The sequence below is a fragment of the Microbacterium sp. cx-59 genome, assembly GCF_020805625.1.
GTDB lineage: Bacteria > Actinomycetota > Actinomycetes > Actinomycetales > Microbacteriaceae > Microbacterium.
The window spans coordinates 330,137-352,582 of sequence record NZ_JAJHGO010000007.1 but is presented as its reverse complement, the minus strand read 5'-3'; the positions used below and the strand labels follow the sequence as shown (position 1 = coordinate 352,582).

Annotated in this window: 25 protein-coding genes and 1 riboswitch; of the genes, 12 read left to right on the top strand and 13 right to left on the bottom strand. The window is 64.5% G+C overall.

Annotation, left to right across the window (positions count from 1 at the left end; all coding sequences use genetic code 11):
• Positions 1-65: 65 nt before the first annotated feature.
• The 3 genes from LMI96_RS09170 (at position 66) to LMI96_RS09160 (ending at position 3,739) form a co-directional block, all read left to right on the top strand.
• Positions 66-1,766, top strand: coding sequence for an AMP-binding protein (locus LMI96_RS09170; protein ID WP_228361270.1), 1,701 nt, complete (start codon positions 66-68; stop codon positions 1,764-1,766).
• Positions 1,767-1,893: 127 nt separating this feature from the next.
• Positions 1,894-3,417, top strand: a complete 1,524-nt coding sequence (locus tag LMI96_RS09165; protein ID WP_228361269.1) for a SulP family inorganic anion transporter — start codon at positions 1,894-1,896, stop codon at positions 3,415-3,417.
• Between the two features lie 82 nt (positions 3,418-3,499).
• Positions 3,500-3,739: a DUF3072 domain-containing protein gene (locus tag LMI96_RS09160; protein WP_223722229.1), complete on the top strand. Its 240-nt coding sequence runs from the start codon at positions 3,500-3,502 to the stop codon at positions 3,737-3,739.
• Positions 3,740-3,742: 3 nt separating this feature from the next.
• Here the strand turns inward: LMI96_RS09160 and LMI96_RS09155 are convergent, their stop codons facing one another.
• From LMI96_RS09155 to LMI96_RS09130, 6 genes are all read right to left on the bottom strand, one after another.
• The gene (locus LMI96_RS09155) at positions 3,743-4,123 is read right to left on the bottom strand and encodes a multidrug efflux SMR transporter (RefSeq protein ID WP_228361268.1); all 381 of its coding nucleotides are present in this window, start codon (positions 4,121-4,123) and stop codon (positions 3,743-3,745) included.
• Positions 4,123-4,437 (bottom strand): multidrug efflux SMR transporter, encoded by a 315-nt coding sequence (locus tag LMI96_RS09150; RefSeq protein ID WP_228361267.1) that lies wholly within the window; start codon positions 4,435-4,437, stop codon positions 4,123-4,125. Before LMI96_RS09150 ends, LMI96_RS09155 begins: the two co-directional genes overlap by 1 nt.
• Before the next feature lie 10 nt (positions 4,438-4,447).
• A riboswitch (guanidine-III (ykkC-III) riboswitch) is annotated at positions 4,448-4,513 on the bottom strand.
• Between the two features lie 80 nt (positions 4,514-4,593).
• Positions 4,594-5,931: an NAD(P)/FAD-dependent oxidoreductase gene (locus LMI96_RS09145; protein WP_228361266.1), complete on the bottom strand. Its 1,338-nt coding sequence runs from the start codon at positions 5,929-5,931 to the stop codon at positions 4,594-4,596.
• A gap of 149 nt (positions 5,932-6,080) precedes the next feature.
• On the bottom strand, positions 6,081-7,394 hold the full coding sequence (locus LMI96_RS09140; RefSeq protein ID WP_228361466.1) for a dicarboxylate/amino acid:cation symporter: 1,314 nt from the start codon (positions 7,392-7,394) through the stop codon (positions 6,081-6,083).
• A 201-nt stretch (positions 7,395-7,595) separates the two neighbouring features.
• Positions 7,596-7,997, bottom strand: coding sequence for a hypothetical protein (locus LMI96_RS09135; RefSeq protein ID WP_228361265.1), 402 nt, complete (start codon positions 7,995-7,997; stop codon positions 7,596-7,598).
• Complete coding sequence (locus LMI96_RS09130) at positions 7,997-8,428, bottom strand: hypothetical protein (RefSeq protein WP_228361264.1); 432 nt, start codon at positions 8,426-8,428, stop codon at positions 7,997-7,999. Before LMI96_RS09130 ends, LMI96_RS09135 begins: the two co-directional genes overlap by 1 nt.
• A 722-nt stretch (positions 8,429-9,150) precedes the next feature.
• On the opposite strand from LMI96_RS09130, the gene LMI96_RS09125 reads away from it, so the two are divergent.
• A complete protein-coding gene (locus LMI96_RS09125) occupies positions 9,151-10,233 on the top strand; it encodes a hypothetical protein (RefSeq protein WP_228361263.1) in 1,083 nt (360 codons plus the stop codon).
• On the top strand, positions 10,230-11,306 hold the full coding sequence (locus LMI96_RS09120; protein ID WP_228361262.1) for a hypothetical protein: 1,077 nt from the start codon (positions 10,230-10,232) through the stop codon (positions 11,304-11,306). Before LMI96_RS09125 ends, LMI96_RS09120 begins: the two co-directional genes overlap by 4 nt.
• Here LMI96_RS09120 and LMI96_RS09115 read toward each other — a convergent pair.
• Together LMI96_RS09115 and LMI96_RS09110 are read right to left on the bottom strand one after the other, a co-directional pair.
• Positions 11,296-12,171: a DNA adenine methylase gene (locus LMI96_RS09115; RefSeq protein ID WP_228361261.1), complete on the bottom strand. Its 876-nt coding sequence runs from the start codon at positions 12,169-12,171 to the stop codon at positions 11,296-11,298. The genes LMI96_RS09120 and LMI96_RS09115 overlap by 11 nt on opposite strands.
• 199 nt (positions 12,172-12,370) lie before the next feature.
• Positions 12,371-12,937 (bottom strand): hypothetical protein, encoded by a 567-nt coding sequence (locus tag LMI96_RS09110; RefSeq protein WP_228361260.1) that lies wholly within the window; start codon positions 12,935-12,937, stop codon positions 12,371-12,373.
• 153 nt (positions 12,938-13,090) lie between these two features.
• On the opposite strand from LMI96_RS09110, the gene LMI96_RS09105 reads away from it, so the two are divergent.
• From LMI96_RS09105 to LMI96_RS09080, 6 genes are all read left to right on the top strand, one after another.
• On the top strand, positions 13,091-13,489 hold the full coding sequence (locus LMI96_RS09105) for a plasmid replication, integration and excision activator (protein ID WP_228361259.1): 399 nt from the start codon (positions 13,091-13,093) through the stop codon (positions 13,487-13,489).
• Entirely contained in the window at positions 13,489-14,898 is a 1,410-nt protein-coding gene (locus LMI96_RS09100) for an FtsK/SpoIIIE domain-containing protein (protein ID WP_228361258.1), read from the top strand. The genes LMI96_RS09105 and LMI96_RS09100 overlap by 1 nt, the downstream gene beginning before the upstream one ends.
• The gene (locus LMI96_RS09095) at positions 14,895-15,311 is read left to right on the top strand and encodes a hypothetical protein (RefSeq protein ID WP_228361257.1); all 417 of its coding nucleotides are present in this window, start codon (positions 14,895-14,897) and stop codon (positions 15,309-15,311) included. The genes LMI96_RS09100 and LMI96_RS09095 overlap by 4 nt, the downstream gene beginning before the upstream one ends.
• Positions 15,298-16,665, top strand: coding sequence for a replication initiator (locus tag LMI96_RS09090; RefSeq protein WP_308015756.1), 1,368 nt, complete (start codon positions 15,298-15,300; stop codon positions 16,663-16,665). Before LMI96_RS09095 ends, LMI96_RS09090 begins: the two co-directional genes overlap by 14 nt.
• Entirely contained in the window at positions 16,662-16,901 is a 240-nt protein-coding gene (locus tag LMI96_RS09085) for an AlpA family transcriptional regulator (protein WP_228361255.1), read from the top strand. The genes LMI96_RS09090 and LMI96_RS09085 overlap by 4 nt, the downstream gene beginning before the upstream one ends.
• A gap of 145 nt (positions 16,902-17,046) precedes the next feature.
• Positions 17,047-18,012, top strand: a complete 966-nt coding sequence (locus tag LMI96_RS09080; protein WP_228361254.1) for a site-specific integrase — start codon at positions 17,047-17,049, stop codon at positions 18,010-18,012.
• 94 nt (positions 18,013-18,106) lie between these two features.
• Here the strand turns inward: LMI96_RS09080 and LMI96_RS09075 are convergent, their stop codons facing one another.
• The gene (locus LMI96_RS09075; protein ID WP_228361253.1) at positions 18,107-18,604 is read right to left on the bottom strand and encodes a hypothetical protein; all 498 of its coding nucleotides are present in this window, start codon (positions 18,602-18,604) and stop codon (positions 18,107-18,109) included.
• A 235-nt stretch (positions 18,605-18,839) separates the two neighbouring features.
• Between LMI96_RS09075 and LMI96_RS09070 the strand changes: the two genes are divergently transcribed.
• On the top strand, positions 18,840-19,451 hold the full coding sequence (locus LMI96_RS09070; RefSeq protein WP_228361252.1) for a hypothetical protein: 612 nt from the start codon (positions 18,840-18,842) through the stop codon (positions 19,449-19,451).
• A gap of 453 nt (positions 19,452-19,904) precedes the next feature.
• Here the strand turns inward: LMI96_RS09070 and LMI96_RS09065 are convergent, their stop codons facing one another.
• The 4 genes from LMI96_RS09065 to LMI96_RS09050 form a co-directional block, all read right to left on the bottom strand.
• Positions 19,905-20,759 (bottom strand): DUF4062 domain-containing protein, encoded by an 855-nt coding sequence (locus LMI96_RS09065; protein ID WP_228361251.1) that lies wholly within the window; start codon positions 20,757-20,759, stop codon positions 19,905-19,907.
• Positions 20,760-20,900: 141 nt separating this feature from the next.
• A complete protein-coding gene (locus LMI96_RS09060) occupies positions 20,901-21,128 on the bottom strand; it encodes a hypothetical protein (protein WP_228361250.1) in 228 nt (75 codons plus the stop codon).
• Entirely contained in the window at positions 21,125-21,649 is a 525-nt protein-coding gene (locus LMI96_RS09055) for a helix-turn-helix domain-containing protein (protein ID WP_228361249.1), read from the bottom strand. Before LMI96_RS09055 ends, LMI96_RS09060 begins: the two co-directional genes overlap by 4 nt.
• Positions 21,650-21,837: 188 nt before the next feature.
• Positions 21,838-22,446: a class I SAM-dependent methyltransferase gene (locus LMI96_RS09050; RefSeq protein WP_228361248.1), complete on the bottom strand. Its 609-nt coding sequence runs from the start codon at positions 22,444-22,446 to the stop codon at positions 21,838-21,840.

The following is a 22,446-nucleotide window of genomic DNA, read 5'->3' as shown; positions in this document are numbered from 1 at the left end:
ATCGGGGCGCTCTGGCGCACTCCCTCGGCCGCCGCATCCGTCACGAACCAACGAACGAAGACACCATGCCGCACTCCGCCGCCGGTCTCGCCTACCGCGAGGCGCGGGACACCCTGCTCGCCCATTCGCACGACGTGGAGGCCGCGCGCGACGCTTTCTCGTGGCCCGACGTGGGGCCGCACTTCAACTGGGCGGTCGACTGGTTCGACGGCATCGCCGAGGGGAACGACCGCGTCGCCCTGCGCGTCGTTGAAGAGGACGGCAGCGAGGCGTCGCGCACGTTCGACGAGATGCGCCGCCGCTCGAACCGGGTGGCGAACTGGTTGATCGCGCAGGGTGTCGGGCGGGGCGACCGCGTGATGCTGATGATCGACAACCGCGTCGAGCTGTGGGAGGCGATGCTCGGGATCATGAAGATCGGCGCCGTGATCCTGCCGACGTCGGTGGTGCTCGGTGCCGACGACCTGGCGGAGCGCATCGATCGCGCCGGCATCCGCGTCGTGATCGCCGACCAGGACGACGCGGCGAAGTTCGACGGCTTCGATCTCGATCTGGTGCGCATCGTGGTCGGGGCGTCGCGAGCGGGATGGGTGTCGTTCACGGATGCGGACGCCGCATCCGACGCGGCACCCGGCATCGTCGTCGACTCGACCGACACCTCGATCGTGTACTTCACCTCCGGCACGACGTCGCGGCCGAAGATGGTCGAGCACACCCACCTCTCGTACCCCGTGGGCCACCTCAGCACGACGTACTGGATCGGTGTGCGGCCGGGAGACGTGCACATGACGATCAGTGCACCCGGCTGGGGCAAGCACGCGTGGAGCCTGTTCTTCGCCCCGTGGATCGCCGAGGCCACGATCTTCGTCTACAACTACGGCCGGTTCGATGCCGGCGCTCTCGTCGCCCAACTCGATCGTGCCGGCGTGAACTCGTTCTGCGCGCCGCCGACGGTGTGGCGGATGCTGATCCAGGCCGATCTGGAGCAGCGCCCCCGCGGGCTCCGAGAACTGCTCTCAGCCGGCGAGCCGCTGAACCCCGAGGTGATTGCGACGATCGAGCGCTGGTGGGGCATCCAGATCCGCGACGGCTACGGGCAGACCGAACTGACCGCGGTCGTCGGCAACACCCCGGGCGTCGCGCTGAAGCCCGGGTCGATGGGGCGGGCGCTGCCCGGGGTCGACGTCGTGCTGCTCGACCCGGTCACCGGCGAGATCGCGGACGAGGGCGAGATCTGCCTGCCGACGCATCCGGTGCGTCCGCTGAACCTCATGCCCGGCTACATCGGCGACGCCGAGCGCACCGCGCTGGTCGAGTACGACGGTTTCTACCACACGAGCGATGTCGCCTCCCGCGACGAGAATGGTTTCCTCACGTTCATCGGCCGCACCGACGACGTGTTCAAGGCGAGCGATTACAAGGTGTCGCCGTTCGAGGTGGAATCGATCCTGCTCGAGCACCCGGCGGTCGCCGAGGCCGGCGTGGTGGGTGCGCCCGACGAGCTGCGGCTGAACATCGTGAAGGCGTACGTGCACCTCGCGGCCGGGGCGCCGGCGGATGCGGAGACCGCGCGCAGCATCCTGGCGCACGCGCGCGAGCACCTGCCGCCGTACATGCGGGTGCGGCGGGTCGAGTTCTTCGAGTTACCGAAGACGATCTCGGGCAAGATCCGTCGCGTCGAACTCCGCGAGCGCGAGATCGCGCACGCCGGCGGGCGGATCGAGAGCGAGTTCCGCGAGTCGGACTTCCCGGGGCTGAAGGGCTGACGCGAGGCCACCCTGCCGGATGCGCGCCCGTAAAATGACGTCGCGGCGCATTGTCGCCATCCTGTTGCCGCCTCCCGCGTGATCGTGCCGGAGGCGTCGTCGACACCCCCTTCACCCCGGGAGCCGCATGTCCGCCGTCGTCACCGCGCCGCCGCGTCGCGCTCGAATCGAATCGACCGTTCTCCAGGCGCTGCGGAGTCCCCGCCTGCTCACCCGCGAGGTGCTCGCCGGGCTCGTCGTCGCGATCGCGCTCATCCCCGAGGCGATCGCCTTCTCGATCATCGCGGGCGTCGACCCGCGGGTCGGGCTCTTCTCGTCTTTCGTGATGGCGGTCGTCATCGCGTTCGTGGGTGGCCGCCCCGCGATGATCACGGCTGCGACCGGGGCCGTCGCCCTCGTGATCGCCCCGGTGGCGCGCGAGTACGGCATGGACTACTTCATCGCGACCGTGCTGCTCGCCGGCATCATCCAGGTGCTCCTCGCCGTGCTGGGCGTCGCGAAGCTCATGCGCTTCATTCCGCGCAGCGTCATGGTCGGGTTCGTGAACGCGCTCGCGATCCTCATCTTCCTCTCGCAGATGCCGCAGCTCGTCGATGTGCCGTGGGCGGTGTATCCGCTGGTCGCGGTCGGGCTCCTCATCCTGTTCCTGTTGCCGAAGGTCACGCGGGTCGTGCCTGCACCTCTCGTGGCGATCATCCTGCTGACGGCGGCCGTGGTGGTCTTCGCGATCTCCGTGCCCACGGTCGGTGACCAGGGTGCGCTGCCGCGGAGCCTTCCCGAGCTCTTCGTGCCGAACGTGCCGCTCTCGTTCGAGACCCTCGGCATCATCGGGCCGTACGCGCTCGCCGTGGCGGTCGTCGGTCTGCTCGAATCGCTCATGACGGCGAAGCTCGTCGACGATGTCACCGACACCCGCTCGAGCAAGACCCGTGAGGCATGGGGTCAGGGAGTCGCCAACCTCGCGTCCGGGTTCTTCGGCGGCATGGGCGGCTGCGCGATGATCGGCCAGACCATGATCAACGTGAAGGCCTCCGGCGCTCGCACCCGGATCTCCACGTTCCTCGCCGGCGTCTTCCTCCTGGTGCTCGTCGTCGTGCTCGGCGACGTCGTCGCGATCATCCCGATGGCGGTGCTCGTGTCGATCATGATCTTCGTCTCCGTGGCCACCTTCGATTGGCACAGCATCCGCCCGTCGACGCTCCGTCGCCTCCCGTTGAGTGAGACGGCCGTCATGGTCGTGACGGTCGCGATCACGGTGTGGACCCATAACCTCGCGATCGGCGTGGTCGTGGGTGTCGTGATGGCGATGGTGCTGTTCGCGCGTCGGGTCGCCCACTTCGCGACGGTGACCCGGACCACGGACGCGGATGCGGATGCCCCAGAACCCACGGCGCACTACCGCGTGGACGGAGAGCTCTTCTTCGCCTCGAGCAATGACCTCACCACCCAGTTCGAGTACACGACCGATCCCGATCGGATCGTGATCGACCTGTCGCGCTCGCACGTCTGGGATGCATCGACCGTGGCTGCGCTCGACGCGATCGTGACGAAATACGAACGCCTCGGCAAGAAGGTCGTGTTCGAGGGGATGAACGACGAGACGACCGCATTCCACGGACGACTTTCGGGCGGACTCGGCGCCGGTCACTGACCTGTTGCCCGCGTCACCTACGGCAGCGCGGCGGGGGAGTCAACCCGCTGCCGGTGTCGGCGGGCGCGCCTAGCCTCGGAGCATGTCCGATGCGAACAACACTCCCGAGACTCTCGGCGCCGTGCACGATAGCGACAACCCCGCCGAGAAGGATCCCTCCGATTGGGTCACGGGCGACGAGCCCATGACCGCGCCGCAGGCGAGCTACCTCGACACCCTCGCCCGAGAGGCCGGCGAAGAGATCCCCGCCGACCTCACGAAGGCTGAGGCATCCGAGCAGATCGATCGTCTGCAGGCCGAGACCGGCCGCGGCAACAGCTGAGCGTCAGTCGCCAGAGCGCGATCGCACACCCGGGACGCCGCGAGCGTCCCGGGTGTTTTCGCGGGGTGCGGATGGTGCGAGCTTCAGACCGATCACCGCGGCGATGATTCCGGCGATGCACACGAGCTTCGCGATCGAGAACGGCTCGGCGCCGGTGAGTAGCGCGTACGCGACGGTCAGGGCCGCGCCGATGCCCACCCACACGGCGTACGCCGTGCCGATCGGGATGCTGCGTGCCGCCCAGCCGAGTCCGAGCATGCTGGCGACGATCCCGACCGCGAAGACCACCGTGGGTACCGGTTTGGAGAGGCCGTCGGAGGCGCCGAGGGCCGTCGCCCACACCGCTTCGCACACGGCGCTGAGGATGAGCACGAGCCACGGCATCAGCTGACCACCTTGAGTCCGATGACCGACGCGACCAGCAGCAGAAGCAGCAGGATGCGAACGAGCGAGGCGCGCTCGGCGCCCGTGACCATCGCCCAGATGACCGTGAGGGTCGCCCCGATCCCCACCCAGACGGCGTAGGCCGTGCCGGTGGGCAGCTCGGTCATCGCGTAGGCGAGCCCGGCCATGCTCGCGACGAGGGCGACGCCGAACACGATCGTGGGGCGCGGGCGTCCAAACCCGCGAGATGCCGCGAGTGCGGCGGCCCAGACGGCCTCCAGCATTCCCGAGGCGATGAGGATGATCCACGCCATGACATGACCTTCCGAGTCAGTCTTGTCGAGATGCGGGTACTGCTCCCTCGTCCGCAGGGCCGGATGGGCCCTCTGCTCCAGAGTAGCGCCGGGGCCCGCCCGCATCCGAAAAGCACCGCAGTTTGGGGGTGGCGAGGCTCCTCCGCCCGGGACTCGTCAGCGCCAGGCCTCGGCGACGGCGATCTCGCGGCCGAGCACGCGGCAGGCCGCGCGGTGCCCCGAGAGCAGGGCGGCCGTGACGGTCGCCGGGTCGTCGGTCCAGGTCGCCTCGCCCGCGAGGTGCAAGACGCCCTCGATCGGGGTCGCGAGGTCGTCGTGGTCGGCCGTGGTCGATCCGAGGGTCATGTAGGCGTACGAGCCGCGGGCGAAAGGGTCGTTCTGCCAGGCGGTGATGTCGACCCTGATGGGGCGCTCGACGCGCGCGCCGTAGAGGCGGCGGAGCTGCGCCAGCACCGATTCCACGACGCGATCCTCCGGCCAGTCGCGGATCTCGCGCGCGGCCGGGCCGGCGGCGAAGGTCAGCAGCGTGGGGGTGCCGTGGAGGGGGGTCAGGTCGTACCAGGAGTGCCACCACCGGCTGTCCGGTCCTTGCTGGCGGATCGCGTAGACGTCGTCGTCCCAGAACGCCGTCTCGAACCGCAGGAAGATCTTCTCGAACGCGTTCATCGTGAGCCGGCCGAGCGCTGCCGCGTTGATCTCCGGCAGGGGCGGATCGAAGGTGAAATCGTCGCTGCGCAGCACCCCGACGGGCACGGTCACGATCGCGCGGGCGGCGTTCACGATGCGCTCGCCGGTCGGGTCGTCGGCGGCGGTCACCGTCACGCCGCCCTTCGACCACTGCACGCGGGTGACGGTGTGGGAGAGGCGGATGTCGAGTCCCTCCGCGAGTCCGGCGGGGAGGCGGTCGTAACCGCCCGGGAACACGACTTCGTCGCCGTCGATCGCATCGTCGTCGAGTCCGTGCGCGGCGAGGTCTTCGATCCACGCGCCGTACTGCTCCTCCGCGCGGTGTTCGAGGTACTCCCGCACGCGCTGGGTCCGGTCTTCGTCCCAGCCCTGTGCGACGAGGGCGGCCTCGGTGACGTCGCGGTACGAGGCGTCGGGGGCGGATGCGGCGACGGTTTCGAGCAGCGTCTCATCGACCGTGTGGATGTCGTCGGTGAAGCGGGCCGCATCCGCATCCGAGAGTCGGGTTCCGTTCGGGGAGTAGTAGGCGATGGGGCGGCTGTTGGGCTGATAGCCGCCGACGGTGAACTCGATCGTCTGCATCCCGAACGCCGCGGCGGCCTCGGCCACCGGGCTGTCGGTGATGCCGTGGATCCACGACGCGCCGAGGTCGGTCGCGTGTGCGCCGCTGCGGTCGGTGTGCACGCGCCCGCCGATGCGATCGCGGGCTTCCAACACGACGACCGACTGGCCACTCTTTGCGAGAAGGCGGGCCGCGGTGAGTCCCGCGACGCCCGCACCGATGACGACCGTGTCGAACTCGTGCATGTCGGGACCCTACTCCTCGCATCGCGCTCTTTTGCCCGCGATGGCGCCTGTTTCCTGTCATGGCTGCAGAAACATGTGGCGCCAGGACAGGAAACTGCCGCCATCGGGGAGGGGGGCCAGGCCGAGCCTGGCGCGGCGGGTCGCCCGGGTCAGTCCGCGGCGTCGGCTCTCTCGAGTTTGTCCTTCAGCTCGTCGAGGTCGACGGCGCCGGTCGTCACCTGTTTGGTGCCGTTGTACACGTCGCGGTCGAGTTGGTTGCTGGCGTTGGCGACGAGCATGGCGACGAAGGTGTCGCCGTTGACGTTGAGGAAGGTGCGGAAGATTCCGGCGAACCAGTCGACCGCGATGAGCAGGCCGACGGCCTCGAACGGCAGCCCGAGGGAGGTCGCGAGGAACATCGCGACGACGGGGAAGCCTCCGGGCACGGTGATCGTGCCCATGTTCAGAAGGATGGCGAGCGCCATCCCGAGCACGATCGTGCCGAAGTCGAGCGAGACGTTGCCGGATTGTGCGAGGAACATCACGACGATCATGTAGTTGAGTACGGCGCCGTACGACCCCATCGTGAGGCCGACCGAGAGGGTGAAGTTCGCGACCGGCTGGCTCACGCCGATCTTCTCGATCGCGGTGCGGAGCACGGTCGGGTACGTGACGGCGGAGCTCGTCGTCGTGATGGCGATCATCGTCTGGTCGGTGAGCTTGGCGGGGAGCTTCGCGGGGTTGAGGCCGGTGCGCAGCCAGACGACGAGGATGAACAGGGCAAGGATGATCAGCACGCCGATCAGGGTCGAGCCGAGGTAGGCGAGGGCGCTGGTGACGACCAAGAAGCCGACGGTGCCGGAGAGGTTGGCGAGCAGGCAGAAGACGCCGATCGGTGCGATCAGCATCACGAATCGGATCATCGTGAGCACGATCTGCTGGATCTGGTCGAAGAAGTCGAGCACCAGGCGGTTGCCGCTCTTGGCGATGTAGGTGTTGAGCGCCACCCCGAACAGCAGCGAGAAGATGATGATCGGCACCATGGTCGCGGTCGACATGGCGTCGAAGATGTTCGTGGAGACGAAGTTGACGACGGTCTGCTGCCAGCCGGTGGTCTCGCCGGCCGACTCCTGCAGAGCGGGGTCGACGCCGCCGGAGAAGTCGATGCCCGCGCCGGGCTGGAGGATGGAGCTGATGCCCCAGGCGAGCACGGCGGCGACGATCGAGAATCCGATCATCCACTTGAAGGTGCGGAACGCCATCTTGCCCATGCCGGATCCGGTCATCGCGCCCGTCGCGACGATGACCGACGACATGACGAGCGGCACGATCGCCATCTGGATGAGGCGGATGAACAGGTCGCCGACGAACTTCAGGTTCGCGGCCCACTCGCCGACGATCAGCCCGAAGACGATTCCGAGGATGGCGGCGGCGCCGATCTGCAGGGCGGGGTTCTTCAGGACTTTGGGCACGACGGTCTCCATTCGCACGCCGCCAAGTTGGGGGGATGGGGCGGCGACGTGCGGGGCCAAGGTAAGAGATCGCGGCCTGCGATTTCGACTCGACGCGAGGGGTTTAACACGGTTTTTACGAGGATGACGCGTGGGTGCGTGCTCAGGTCGGTCTACGCCGTGTGAAAGGAGGGAGCCCGCACGCTGGGACGGACACGCCAGAATGCCCGCCCTCTATCCGTGGAGCGTCACAAGCTCCGGCGAGAAGTTCGACGGTGGGAGGAGTCTGACGTCGCCGCCCACTTGAATCATCTCGCTGTCTTCTTCCACTCTCTGGGGAGTGATCCTCTCCATGTCCTGCCATAGGAGTTCAAACAACTCGCGGGCGGTGGAGTTCGGATCGGGCGTCAAGATCGCGACGAGTCGATGCTCTCGACTGCGGAAGACGACGACCACGAGGGGGCCGGTCGCAGCCGCTGACTCGACTTGGTAGTGGTCGTCACCGGCGCTGGTGTCGTAGGGGTACCACCCTGGCGCCTCGTGGGTCGCTGCAGGCAACGCATGCGTTGGTCCCAGTCCCCACTCGTTTTCGGCGAGTGAGGCCAGGGCTCGGGCAGTGTTCGTGTCGGACGGCATCACAGGCTGTCGTTGACCCACTGGGGGCATGTGCGCGTCGGAGCCGAGGCTGAGTCACGACAGTAAGCGGTGACAACCCCCAGCTCGAATGGATCGGGGCTCTCAGCCCCTGGGCTTCGTTCCTGGATGAGCTCGAAGTTGATCACCACATCGCCGTTGGGATCTTGATAGTACGCACCGTACAGGTAGCGCCCGTTGGGCTGGAGATAGCCCCCGGTGTTGATGCTGACCGTGTTTTCAATGGTTTGCTGCTCGACATTGTGGGTGTTCAGCGCGTGTAGGTACCCGAACGAGCCGGTGGATCCCTGGCGGAGGACCACCTTCTCGCCGGAGCCGTCAAGGGTGACGCTCAGGCAGTTGAATTCCGGTCGATTCGGATAGCTCGTGGTTCCCGCCGCGCATCCGTCGGCGAGCGCAACGGCATCGCTCACATCTGCAGGGGATGCAGAAGAGGAGCTACCGTACTTGGTCTGCATCACGGGGTCACTCGTGTAGGCGACCCACTCTCCGGCGGGCGCTTCAGATGGTGTGGGCGAAGTCGCTGCAGATGCGGGCGTGAGCGACCACGAAGCAGCCACGAACAAAGCGACGACACCTACTCCGACCTTCATCTTCGTTCTCATTCGCAATCCCCCTCGAGGTTTGACTCGGAATCGGAGTGAGCGACGTTACGGAACTCGCATGAGAGCTGCAAGGGGTCGCGCCGATCGCGATCGCTCACCGCGCTGCCCGCTGCTGGGCTTCGCGGAGCGGGCACATCGGACCCAATTGGCTGCGTTCGACACCAGGGACTCGGCCGGAGATTCAAGGGAACTCCATGAGTAGAAGCCACACGAGGCTTTCAGTTACTCCCACGGGCGTCGACTCCGTGACCTCACGATTTTCAGTTGTATGCGCCGGGTTTACGGGTGCTCATGAGTGCTCGTTTGCCGCGTGATTCCGCGGAAGTCGTGCTCGTTGGTGATGGCTGGTTCTCGATGGTTCCAACCGAGTTCCCGGCCCGGGACCGGCCCGCGCGAGAGGCGAGAACTTCGCCGATGACCTTCCGCGCTGCACAGGTCAGGAGTTGCTCACAGGGTAGTCGGCGCCGCGGGTTCAGATGCACTACCGCGATAGTCTCTCAGTCATAGGGCAGCCATGAGAGGGCGCACACATGAACCCGTTCGAGGAGAAGACCGCGAAGGTCAGTGACCTGCGTCTCGACCTCCGGAATCCTCGTATGCCGGATGACCAGTTCGCCGACGAGGACGAGGCTATTGAGTACCTCGTTCGGCACGCTGCCGTGGAGGAACTTGTCGAATCGATCGGCAGTTCTGGATGGTTCGATTACGAGCCGCTCATCGTCCTGAGCTCCGAGGACAACAACCGGAACATTGTTATCGAAGGGAACAGGCGCCTCGCCGTTCTCCGTTTGCTTCGTGACGACGCACTCGCTAAGCGCCTTGGGGTGCGGATCCCGACGCCCCTCCACGAGGATGCCAAGCCTGAGACGGTCAAGATTTGGGAAGTCGGGCATCGCAGAGACGCGCGCGACTTCATCGGGTTCAAACACATCAACGGGGCGTTCAAGTGGGATTCCTTTGCAAAGGCGAAGTACGCGGCCGAATGGCTCGATGAGGATCCCGACGTTGCGGCCGTCAGCAGGCGTCTGGGCGATACGCATAACACTGTCGTGCGCTTGGTCAACGGATATCGAGTCCTGAGGCAGAGCGAAAGGCAGGGATTCGACAGGGAGAAGCTGCCCAGGCGCTTCTCGTTCTCGCATCTCTACACAGCATTGACTCGACCCTCGGTGCGGTCCTACGTGGGTCTGGAGGAGGGGACTGGGCTGCTTGGTGCGGATCCAATTCCTGACACGCACAGCAAGGACCTGCATCAGCTAATTACCTGGCTCTACGGCGACGAGGAGACCGATCCCGTCATCAAGTCCCAGAATCCAGACCTCGGTCGGCTGGTATCTGTTCTTGGAAACGAGAGCGCCACCAGGTTGCTAGAGGCACATCCGAGCCTGCCTGCGGCGTTCGAACTCGTCGAGGACAAGCGAGCTAGATTCACCTCCGAGATGGCGAAGTTGCTCGACCAGACGAAGATTGTCTCGAGCCTGATCGGAAGCTTCGACGGGGACCAGTCGACGATGGAGATGGCCACGACTGTGCAGCGAACCGTGAAAGTAATCGTCAAAGCAATGGAAGCGGAGACGTCATCGCTCTCGCCGCGAGGCAAGGCACGGGAGTGAAATTCGAAGTCTTCGACGCGCGGTCGAGCCGGAGCGACGTTGCGGACTGGTTGGAACTCTTCGCGCTGCGAAGTCTGCGTCCGGTTTCGGCGGCTGATTTTCAGCGATCGGACAGTGTGATGGCAGAGCCCGACAACGAGACCGACTTCGATACCGAATCGGGCGAGGACGTTGAACGCGAGATCGTCAACGAAGAGGCTGAGCTGTTTCAACAGGAGCTTTGGAACGAGCTGCGCTTTCGGGAGAGTGTCTTGGGGGACGCATACCCCTTCGAGTTGATAACGTCGCGCTCGGTGTGGACGCTCGCGCCTCGAGAGGTCGAAACCGACGCACTGAGGGTCGCTCACGTCCTCTACAACACTTGTTTGATGATCTCGGCGTTGCGGTCAGGACTAGTAAAGAAGTCCTCGAAGAAAGACGAAGAGTTCAAGTGGCTGACGACCAATGCGCCGAACGTAATTCAGGCAGCCTCTTACGTCGCCGCCGCAGCGCTCCTTGGTGGTGAGAGCCATTGGTTCGGGTGGCCCCGTCTGGACGGGACAGCCAAGATGCGAGACGCACTGAAGAATCTTGTCGCAAGAGTCGGTCACGGAAGGCTGAAACAACGCGATCCAGCATGGGTGACGGGGCAGGAAAAGGACGGCACGATTGACGTCGTGGTGTGGCGGCCTTTCCGTGACCTGCGGCACGGTGGCCTTCTCATGTTGGGGCAGGTTGCGTCTGGACTGAACTGGCCGACAAAGCCAGCTCGAGCATTTGCCGATTCGCACTTCAACGACTGGTTTGAAGAGCCGATCGAACATGAGTATTTGACCGCGATGTTTATGCCGTTCATGTTGCACGCGGATGCGGCCCCAAACCGCGATTACTCGTTCGATGAAGTCGCCGAGGCTCAGATCCGGCAAAGTTCAATTTCACACGGATCAATGATTGATCGTGTTCGACTAGTGGATCTAGTCGCAGAGCAGTTGAATATTCGCTCCTATCGAGACGAGTTGTCGGCGCAGGGCGTAGGCATGTACAGGTGGTATTCGCGAGCCCTACGGGCGCTCAGAACGGCAACTACGGAGTAGGGGCCGGTAGGAGGTCCATAGCGCGCCGGATGGGTGAGGACATCACCATGAGTTCCTGCGCGCGCTCGGCCCGATGAGCTGAGTAGGGAAGCTCAAAGGTTCCCTGATACCGACCGCGATAGAGCTTGCGGATGGCGGCGCAGTCGTCATACGTGAGCAGCCAAATGGCATCGGGGTTGTCTGTGAGTAGTTTCGCCAGAGCCGAGTGTGCAGCGTCATCAAAAGCGTTGAGGTAGAGAAGTGCGCCCTTCTCGTAATAGGGCGGATCCGCATAGACAAAAGCGCCCTCACCGAGCTTTGAACGAATGAATTCAGCACCATCCATTGACGTCACACTAATGTCGTCCGAGCGCGCGCCGATCGCTTCGACTCGTGCTGCAAGGTCCTCGCGGTTGAAGCGAGCGTCGATTAGATACTTCCCGCCTTGCTTCTGGCCCCCGATGACGCCCGCGTGAAGTACTCCGGAGCGGTTCGTGCGATTCAGGTAGAACATTGCGAAGCCGCGGTCGAAGCCGTTGGCTTCCGGGTCTCGATAGATTGCTTTCTGCGTGCGCCACTCATCTAGCGTTAGCGGGACTGACCGAACCTTGTCAGAGAACCGATCAGATTGATCGACAACTGCGCGCCAGAACTCGTGGACTGCCGGGTCCAAATCATTGATGGCGATCCGGGGGACCACCTTGTCCATCAGAAGAGTCAATGCAGCTCCGGCGCCACCGCCGTAAGGCTCCGCATATTCTCGGTCAGTCCATCCGCCGACCTCAATCAGTGAACGCAGGAAGCCTGCAAGCCGAGACTTGCCGCCTGGGTATCGAAGAGGAGTATGAATTTGACCCCGATGTACAGTCACGCCCGCTAGTCGCATGATTCTCCTTGAGGGCGCGTCATAAATGGCCGTCTGTCCGACGGCGCAGCGAGGATGTTAGGCCCAACCACCGACACGCGGCTTGAGTGTGGACGAGCCGAGGAGCGCCCGGACCGCAGCGAAGCGAGGACCGGACGCACCGCAGGCTCGTCCACGCATCGCCGGCCGGAGGCCGGCCTTGAACGAGTAAAGAAAGTTCTCACAGCTCATCCGCCCGGCTGGCGCGAACGCGTCGAGCTGCGTTGTCCTCATCGGTGTCAGAGGCTCGGAGCTTTCGGGAACGGATGCCCTTGGCGTCGTAACGTCCAGAGTCGAGCAGCGCCTGGGCAGACGCACCGACGGTTCCACCGAGGTCGACGAGATCAAGGATTGAGACCGAGGGGAACGCAAGAAGCACCGTCTCTACATCGGGCTTCGGAGACAGCAGAGATGCGACTGCGTCGACGGTCCCTTCCGAGTAGCGGCGAATGAACCCCTGCGAGCTCGTGTCTTGGGCTCGAGCGAGGTCGGAGATCACCGGTCGCGGGTTGTGGAACTTATGAGCGTAGGCGGACAGTAGCGCGCGCAGATCCGTGGCAGCGCGCGTCGTCTTGTGGGCGGCTCCGATCGCGAGACGTAGCTCCTCTTGTACGTCGCCGGGCTTATCTGGCCACTTGATTCGTTCAGCTCGCCTGGCATTCTCGGAGGCTCGCTTGGCCAGCACGCGGGCGAGTTCGACGATCACCGGGGGGACTGTGCCCCATGGCAGATCCAGCTCTTCTTCCACGATGCCTCCTCTGTTTCGAGGGTACAGCGCCCGTTGGCTCTTCTCCGGACTGCGAATCTCGGCAACGTCTGCTCAGAGGACAAACAAATGTTGACAACGGGAACAGCTGTGATGCAGACTGGCGCCAACGATGGTCAATCGAAAGGAACAGAAATGGCACTTCAGTCCGCAATCCCGGTCAACTTCGAGGCGTTCTTCCCTCGTGGCGCGTTTGTCGTCGGCGAGGTCGAACCTGTCGTCAAGTGGTCCGACGACGGCCAGCGTCAGGGGCAGGACCTCGACAAGGTCACGGGTCATCCGCTCTGGCAGGTCCGAGTGATCGACGCCGACCCTGACGCGAAGAAGGGGCAGGGCGAGGTCACGGTCAAGATCGTCAGCATCTCAGAGCCGCCGCTGCCGCCCGAGTCGAACGGCTTGCCGTTCCGACCGGCCTACTTCGACGGGCTCACCGTCACCCCATACGTGAAGGAGGGCCAGGGGCGTCCTCGCGTCGCGTACTCCCTCCGGGCCCGCGAAATGAAGGCAGCACCGAAGGCTCGCGGGGGAGAGTGATGGGCAACACCGTGCCGCGCGAGCTGCGCACCTGGGGTGACGAGGTTGGGATTGTCGCTCGTCGTTGGTGGTGGGCACTCGCGGTCATCGTCGCCATGACGTGGCGTCCTCCCGTTCCAGCGGTCCAGGTCGCGTTCAACTGGGCGATTCTCGTGCTGGTTCTGCTCGTCGCAGCTTGGGTGATCCTCACCGCTCGACGGATGCCGCATCGACCCGACGAAAAGTGGAAGCGCGACGTCGGCCGGGGCATCTACCGGAGTTGGACGGCCGTCGCGATGCGCCTCGGCCTCGCGGTGCCTGACTACTCCGCGCGCGGCACGGTGCCCCCATCCGTCAGCTATCCCGTGTGGGACGGGTGGACCTGCAATCTGCACGTCTCCCTCCCGCAAGGTCTGGGGCGTGAGCACCTTCAAGCTCAGACCGGACTATTGGCCCAGGCATTCGGCGCTCGGCGGGCGGTAGTCGAGGGATCTCACATCGGCTCGCTTCTGCTCCGACTCGAATACGCCGACGCGCTGGACGAGCCGTTCAGGCTTGAGAACGACCTGCCGTGGGATGGCAAGACCGTGCCCATGGGCATCTTCAGCTCGGGGCAGATCTGGCGGTTGCGGCTCGGACCGCACACCCTCGTTGCTGGCGCCTCGGGCAGCGGCAAAGCCTCGCTCGTGTGGGGACTATTGCTTGGTCTTGCCGAGCCGATCCACAGTGGGCTCGTCGAAGTTTGGGGCGTCGACCGTAAGGGCGGCATGGAACTCGCGCTCGGACGCCAACTGCTCACCCGGTTCGCCGACGACGCCCAACGCTCGGTGATTCTGCTCGAAGAAGCAGTCGACGCGATGCAAGCGCGTGCTCGGCAGCTCGCAGGCAAGACCCGGCAGCACGTCGCGGCGAAAGACAGCCCGACGATCGTCATCCTCATAGACGAACTTGCAGCGCTCACGGCCTACGAGACCGATCGCGACTTACTCCGCCGCGCGAACGCAGCGATCGCGACACTCGCGTCCCAGGGCAGGGCCGTCGGTTTCGTGGTCTTCGCCTGCCTGCAAGACCCTCGCAAGGAAACCCTTCCCGCGCGCGGTCTCTTCACACAGACAGTGGGCCTACGCCTCCGCGACCGAATGGAGACCGCGATGGTGCTCGGAGACGGTGCGGTCGTGGCAGGCGCGCTCTGTCACGAGATATTGCCCGACACCCCGGGCGTCGCTTACGTGCTGCCTGAGGACGGCAAGCCACCCGAGCGCGTAAGGGCTGGCCTCGTCACCGACGAGATGATTCGCGACACGGCATCCAGATTTGCCGCACCGCGGCAGATCCCGATCGTCATCCCCGAATCTCCGCCAGACGTCCCTCGTCAGCCGCGCTCGCGACGTGAACCCCGCACGACCACACGAAAGGAAACCGCATCATGAAGAACCGGAAAAGGGCCGCCGCGGCAGGCGTCCTCCTCGTCGCCACCGCGCTCGCGGGTTGTGCAGAAGCTCCCGCTCCCGCGGAGACATCCTCCGTCGAAGCCCGCCCCGTTCGCGGCTTTGAGGCGGCTGCTTGCAACCTCGGAGAGCAGTTCGACCAGGACGCGATGGTCAAGCGCGCTCGATACGACAGCCCGGCTGCCAGCGAATACGACCTTGAGCGCTATGGCCCGATGATCGCCAACAATTCATGCTCCGACGCGCAGATCATCAAGTGGCAGGAGCTTCGACGCGAGCTGGGCGAAAGCGACACGATCTGCCGCGTTGTCTACTACGACGACGTCTTCTCCTCGAGAACGTATCCGATCGGCTGCGCCGTGCCCGTCATGGTGGTGACCGATGCGTCTCGATGAGTCGGTCGCTCGGCGACTCCGCAGCCCTGACTTCGACCGTTGGATGCGTGGCGTCTCCGCCACTGGCTACTGCCATAACCCTGTTCGTCTTGTGGGTTCGTCTGCGACTCTTCACGAGCGGTCGGGCGAGGTTCTCTCGGAGTACGCCTCCGCGAATGAACCCGACGGTGTCACCTTCACGCGGTGCGGCAACCGTCGCTCCAGACGTTGCGAGTCGTGCAGCCACGAGTACAAGGGCGACACCTGGCACATGATCATGGCGGGTGCAGCAGGCGGGATGAAGGACGTCCCCGAACGGATCGCGGAGCATCCGATGGTCTTCCTGACGCTCACCGCGCCCTCGTTCGGAGCCGTCCACACGACTGCCAAAGATCGTCGCGCCGGACTTTGCGAGCACGGTAAGCCAACCGGATGCCGCTGCGACCACGAAACGGACGACCCGCAGCGCGGCGATGCCGTCTGCGAAGACTGCTACGACTACGTCGAGCACGTCGTCTGGCAGTTCCACGCGCCAGAATTGTGGCGTCGGTTCACCATCCGGCTTCGCCGCGAGCTGGCCCGCAGCCTCGGGATGACTCAGCGCGCGGCGTCCCGAGTCGTTCGGGTGCAGTTCGCGAAGGTCGCCGAGTTCCAGCGCCGCGGAGTCGTGCACTTCCACGCGATCATCCGCCTCGACGGCGTTCACCCGGAGCAACTTTTTCCGGCGCCGCCCGCGGCTGTGACGACCGATCATCTGCTGCAAGCGATTGCGGCTGCGGTTCGCACAACCCGCACGTCGGCTGCTCCGTTTCCGGGGGAGGAGCGCGGCCGGACGCTGGTGTGGGGCAAGCAGTTCGACGCTCGACCGATCATCCGCCGGGAGGGTCTCGACGGTTCGCTTTCCGATCGTGCCGTCGCCGCTTACATCGCGAAGTACGCGACCAAAGCCACCGAGGACCTCGAGCCGACTGGCGCCGGTCGCGCGCACATCAAGCGCATTAAGTCGACCGTGCGCGAGCTCGCCGCGACCGTCGATGTCGAAGGGCCGTACGGCCAGCTCCACCGCTGGGACGGGATGCTCGGCTTCCGGGGCCACTTCTCAACGAAGTCGCGCCGATACTCCGTCACGCTCGGTTCCCTGCGCGGCGCCCGTCGCATCTGGCGCCTGCGGCGCCTTATCGAGACCGCCAAGCCCAACGACGATGTCGCGGTGGATGAAGTGCTCGTGATCGGTTCCTGGGCCTACGCAGGCATGGGTTGGCTCACAGACGGCGACAAAGCTCTGGCAACCGAAGCCGCGGATGCCGCTCGGCAATGGCGACATCAACGCGCCCGCGATCGCAGAACCCCACCTACCGAGAGGAGCCCGAGATGACCACCCAAGTGCTGACGGAGGCCGAGCAGGCAGCGACTGTCGAGCCCGAGCACAACGAATACCTCACGCGCCGCGAAGCCGCCTCGCTTTGCCGGGTGCCGCTGTCGACCTTCGACTCGCTGCGGCGTCAGAACCGATTCCCGTTCCCCGACGCTCACATGGGCAAGCACATGCTCTGGCGAGCTTCGACCGTCACGGCGTTCCTCGACGCGGGCGGGACCCGCGGTGGCGACTGAACAGGGTGGGCGGATTGATCCGAAGACCCGGCGTCAGCTGCCCGACGGCATCCGATTCCGCACGGACCGTGGCAAGTACCAGGTCCGGGTCTGGGCGATCGGGCTGAACGGCGAGCAGCGGGAGCGGAGCTTCTACGCGGACACGTTGGTCGAGGCCAAGAGGCTCCGTGCCGAGACGCTCACAACGCGATTCCCGGACGGCGACATGACACTGACTCAGTGGCACGCACGGCACTGGCCTGTGATTCAGGAGAGCGTGCGCGCGTCAACCGCCAGAGCGTACGAGCGAGGATGGCGGTTGCGCGTGAAGCCGTGGCTCGGGCACATAAAGCTTGAGAAGCTGACGGCAGGCGTCATCGAAGAGGCGATCTCGGGATGGACCGGCACCACCTCGACGCGCATTGACGCTCTATCGGTGCTCAGTCGGCTGCTGGATGGCGCTGTTCGAGCGCGTCTCGTGCCGCTCAATCAGGCGCGACTTGCTCGCCGTCCGAAGTCCGACGCCTCGAACAGCCTGCGGTCACGCGCCCTCACAGCTGCAGAAGTCCAACTACTGCTCGCGTCGATCGACGATGCGCACTATCGGCGCTATATCGCCGGTCTGGTTTACACCGGTATGCGCGCCAACGAGGCGACAGCATTGCGCATCGAGGACGTCGACCTTGCGCATCGCACCATTCACGTCCGCCGCGCATTCAGCATCGGAGCTGACGGACGGGGGATCGAGCTGACGCCCAAGAGCCACAAGGAGCGGGAAGTTCCGATCCCGACGCCCCTCGTCGGGGCGCTGACCGAGGCGATGGCAGGCAAGCGGCGCGGAGATCTCGTCTTCACTGGTCCACGGGGTGGCCGGATCAACGCCTCGAACGTTCGTCGCGCGATCGACTGGAAGACCCTGCGGGCGCAGCTGAATCGCGACGACCTCCGCATCCACGACCTGCGGCACACGCTCGCGACGCTCCTGTTCGACGCGGGCGCCCCGGCGAACGACGTGCAGGCCATTCTCGGTCACTCGAGCATGCAGATGACGGAGCGCTATAGCCGCGCTCGATCCGACGTCGCCAAGCGCGCCGCCGCCGCCATCGACTCCCTCTTCGGCGACGGGGAGTGATGGGCGTGCAGGAGGAGGTCTACGCGTGATGGCGAAATCTGAGTGTGTACCGCGATCCTGGCCCACGACGCTCTGCGAGTACCGGCGATCGCGGCTACCCCGACGTGTCGTCTTCCGCGGCGGGGATGCGGTCAAGGAACCACGCCCACGCGTCATCGAGGGGGTTGTGGAGATAGCGCCACCTCACTCGCTCGTCGTACCAACACGCGCGGCGTGTGAACTTCTCGCTATTCCAGGTGTGCTCTTTCCAGATCCATCCGCCACCGTAGGGGCCCATACCGTAGGGAAGATCTCCGAAACCGCCAGTTCTCGCAACCGTCACGAGGTTGTGCGTGCGCGCTCCTCGAGCGAGTGCGAGTGCGCCAACCGACTGGCCGCCGGATGCCTCGAGGTGGTCGTCCTGGAGCGCGATTGTGGCGATGTTGTGATGCTTGAAGTAGGCCTCGTGGAGGTCATACACCGCGTGAAGACCAAAGTGAGTCTCGATGGCGGCCGCTTCGATTCGGTCGCCTTTGTACGCGGCTTGCACGCGCTCCGATGTCAGGTGCAGGGCCTCAAGGTTCAGCAGATACTCGTCGCGCAAGTCGCCCATGTTGCGAATGTACTCGCCGAGTCAACAGGACAGTCCGAACAGCCCGCGCCGACGAGGTTATCCATGCGCCCGTCGCGAGTAGTTACGTCGCCCGATCTCGCCGCTTCGCGATCTACGCGGTGCACGGCCGATGGCCGTGAATCTGAACCTCGCTTGTCCGCGAACACCCGCAGGGGCGGCCTATATGGATAGGGCGCAGTATCGAGCTGCGTGACGCAAGGTGGAAGGGAGCAGCATGAACAAGTCTCAGCAAACGCCGGAGCGAGGTCCCCAGTTCGCGCACGGTCTGGAGTTCGCAGCACGGGCATTGGTGTCCGTTACCCGACCTGAGGTGGCCGAGGGCGAAGATGAGATTGATTTGGACCATTCATCGGTCGTACTGACGATCATCGGTCCCGTCCGAGCGTTGCTTGACGTATCTGACGGGATCGCCGATTCGTACGCAGAGTACTCTCGTCTATCCCGGAGTCACCGGCGCTCGGATCCACACGCGGCTAGGCGGTTCGGCGACCTCGCCGCACGGATGCTCGAAGTATCCCAAGCGCTCGAGTCTGCTGTACTGAATCCGATCGAGACTCCAAGGGTGGAAGCCGGCCCCAAGGAGACGGCCATGGACATCGTCCGTCGGGCGCAACGCGGCGAGATATCGAAAGCCGAACTCGTCAGCGCTCTTCTGGATTGGGAGTTTGAACCGAGCTACCGGACGCGAGGCTTGGCTGACGACTGGGAAACGCGCACCAACAGTTTCGACGCAGTTGTCCATGCTTACACGATCGGATTGATCGATGAGGAGACCTACGGTCGCATCACTCGTCGGGCTGACGACCGAGAGTCTCGCTCTGAATGAGCCTGAGCGCTGGCGATCACTGCTCATTGTCTGTCAGCACTGTAGGGAGCTATCCTGGCCAGTTATGAAAAATGGGGAGTCGGATCGAGTGGTCGTGCTCGGCGGGATTGAGTACGACGTTGTCTTTGCGTCCGAAGTCAGCGACGACCGGCGCCTCGAGTTGGATCTCCCGGCACGCGGAACTCGGTGTTCCTGCAAGGAGTGCGTGTGCGAGAACGAAGCGGATGCTGGGACCGTCGATCACCCATTTTGCGGTTGCTGCCTCGCTGACTGCCCCGATGTCCACCCGGAACTCGAGGTGGTCGCTGGCGGTGGGGGAGAATAAGCGGGCTTCGGGCTGATCGTCACCAATCGCGACTGCTCGCAGGCGACATGCTCGGAACGAACCGACTCGCCGTTGCGGCGAAGCATCGGCAGCGCGACCTTGTGAACGCCTCTGCGCCGCGCGGCGCGTCAGCCCACGTGGTAGTCCTTCTCTCTGGGCTCTCCATCCTCAACCCAGCGCACCTTGATCACCGGATCCCCTCCCCCTCCGTAAAACTCCATCGCGAATCGGCGGGACTGGCCGCGATGAATCACGGTCGGTTTGCCGGTGGTAACAAGCATTACGCCCGCGTTTTGACCGACGGGTTCGAGAACGACTTGTTCCGCATCGACGTCACCTCGGTTCTCAATGTCGAGCCAGTGACGAGTCCGATATCGCGGCTTGCCCTTCGAGTCGAAACTATTTACTTCTCGCTCTCTGCCTGGCTGCACTATCAGATCCACACCTGTCGGAGCCGCCCGTTGCGGCGAGGCATCGAGACGTAGCTGCGTGAGATCGTGCTCGATCGCCTTCCATACCTCGTGATTCAACTGATCTACGTTGCTGAACTCGCCGAGCAGGCCGCGCTCTTCCATGGCCTGCCTAAACGCGCGGAGAGCATCGAGTTGCGCCGTGTCTATATCGCTGGGCAACGGCGCCGTCGAAAAGTACAGATGAACTGGTTTGCCCAATTCGACCGCTCGATCGATTTCTTCGGCCGTCCCGGAGACAGCATCCGGTGTCGGAGACCCCAGCCGACCACCGAACAATGCGAAGACGATGTCGGAGTCATCGACGCCTTGCGCGTTGATGAGCTTTTGTGGGTGTCCCCCAAGCATGGGAATCGAAGACGTCTCCCACCGCCACGGCACAAGGACGACTTGCTTGGCGCGAGAGTTCGCATCGTTCCAGCTATGGATCGCCCTCTCAACTGCATCGCGAGCCTCTGGGACATCAGACGGCGACGCGATCATTACGCGCAGAACATTGGCGTTGAATGACATGCCAGCACAGTACTCGCCCGCCGAGTTCCCAATCAGTTTGAGAGGAGCGTGTAGACGGATTCTCGCCCTGCGGCTACCACCTCTCGCCTTCACTACCGGTCCAGTCCCGCTATCGCCCAACTCGTGGAGACAGCGTGACCGTCACCCTGAGCCCCTGGCGCTCTCCGCCTCTTCTCGGAGGCGTTCATACGTGTCGCGATGCTCCAGGTCGTCCGTGACGTCCTCATCGACCGCCAATTCCCATGTGCTCTGTTCGTACGCGGTTTCGAGGAGCTGGAGGATGTCGCGATAGAGGGCGTCGAACGTCTCGGGTGAGGCGAATACATGAACCGAGAGGTCGGCGAGGGTGAACTTCTCGAGGTCGCTCACGGCACTTGCTCCGCATCCTCGGGCTCGGTTACTCGCCCTGCCGTGCTCTGCGCGCGGAGCTCTCGCTTGCTTCGCGACAGCGGATACCGTGTCGCGAGGTGTGGTTCGAGGTAGATCCTTCGCATCGCGACGAGGATCAGGTATCCACCCGTCCAATAAGAGAGGAACAGGACGAGGCCGTACGCGCCGAGGGTCAGGCTGAGGAGGCTCAACACAATGCCGACCCCGATGTAGAGCCACCGCCATGCTCCGGCGGTGCGATCACGCGCACTTTGTTGCTCGGCGGTTCGTCCATCGAGGGATTCCAAACGCGTGCTGAACTGCGCGTCATCGATCGTCGTGAACAGATCACGCACCGCGACGCGCAGTGCATCCGCGACGAGCGACAGGGTCTCGAGGCTGGCGTCCTGCCCTGCTTCCACGCGCTGGATGGTCCGCAGCCCTACGCCGCTCTCGGTGGCGAGCCGCTCCTGGGTCCAGCCGTTCTCCTGCCGGAGCTCCGCGATTCGTGTTGTGCTCATGAATTCATGGTGGCTCATGAGAGATTTCGCCACCACGCCATATGACCGCCAGTTGACCGCCAAAGGGCCGCCACCGAAGCGCCACGATCGAATAGTCCGCGTTTGGCCCGGTCCTGATGCCTAACTGACTTGGTCCTGCCGCGGAGTGGGAGTTTGGCTTCCTGCCCCGCCGAGCGCTCAGCGTGCCGTCAGATGGGTGCCGATGCAGATAGTTCGCAGATGATCGCTCCGACTGGCCGGTGGCCTCGTTCGACACGTCGGTGGGTCTCGATGATGTCGAAACCGGCCGCTTCGAGCCTTGCGTGCAGTTCATGTGCTGGCCATCGATAGGCGCGAGTCACTGCGTGGTGGAAAAGTTCGATCTCTTCGCCGTCGAAGTAGCCGAGCAAGAGCCGGCCACCTGGGCGGAGCGTCCGGGCGAACTCGGTGAGCGGTATCGAAATGCGTTCAGGCGCGTGGTGGATCGTCGAGAACCACGACAGTATGCCGGCCATTACGCCGTCTCCGAGGTCGAGGGCATCTATGGTTCCCAGTTCAAAGCGCGCGTCGGGGTAGGTGGCTTGAGCGTGGTCGATGAACGCTGTAACTATATCGATGCCGCGGACGTCGATGCCGAGGTTCGTGAGGTGGCTCGTCCAGTGCCCGGGGCCGCAACCCGCATCGAGGACACGGCCTGACGCCGCCTTTGCCCACGCTTCGACGAGGTGGCGATCGGCGGGGTGAACGGCATTCATCGAGCCGAGCACCTGCGTGTACTCCGCTGCGCGAGCCGAGTAAGCGCCGACTACGTCAGTCAC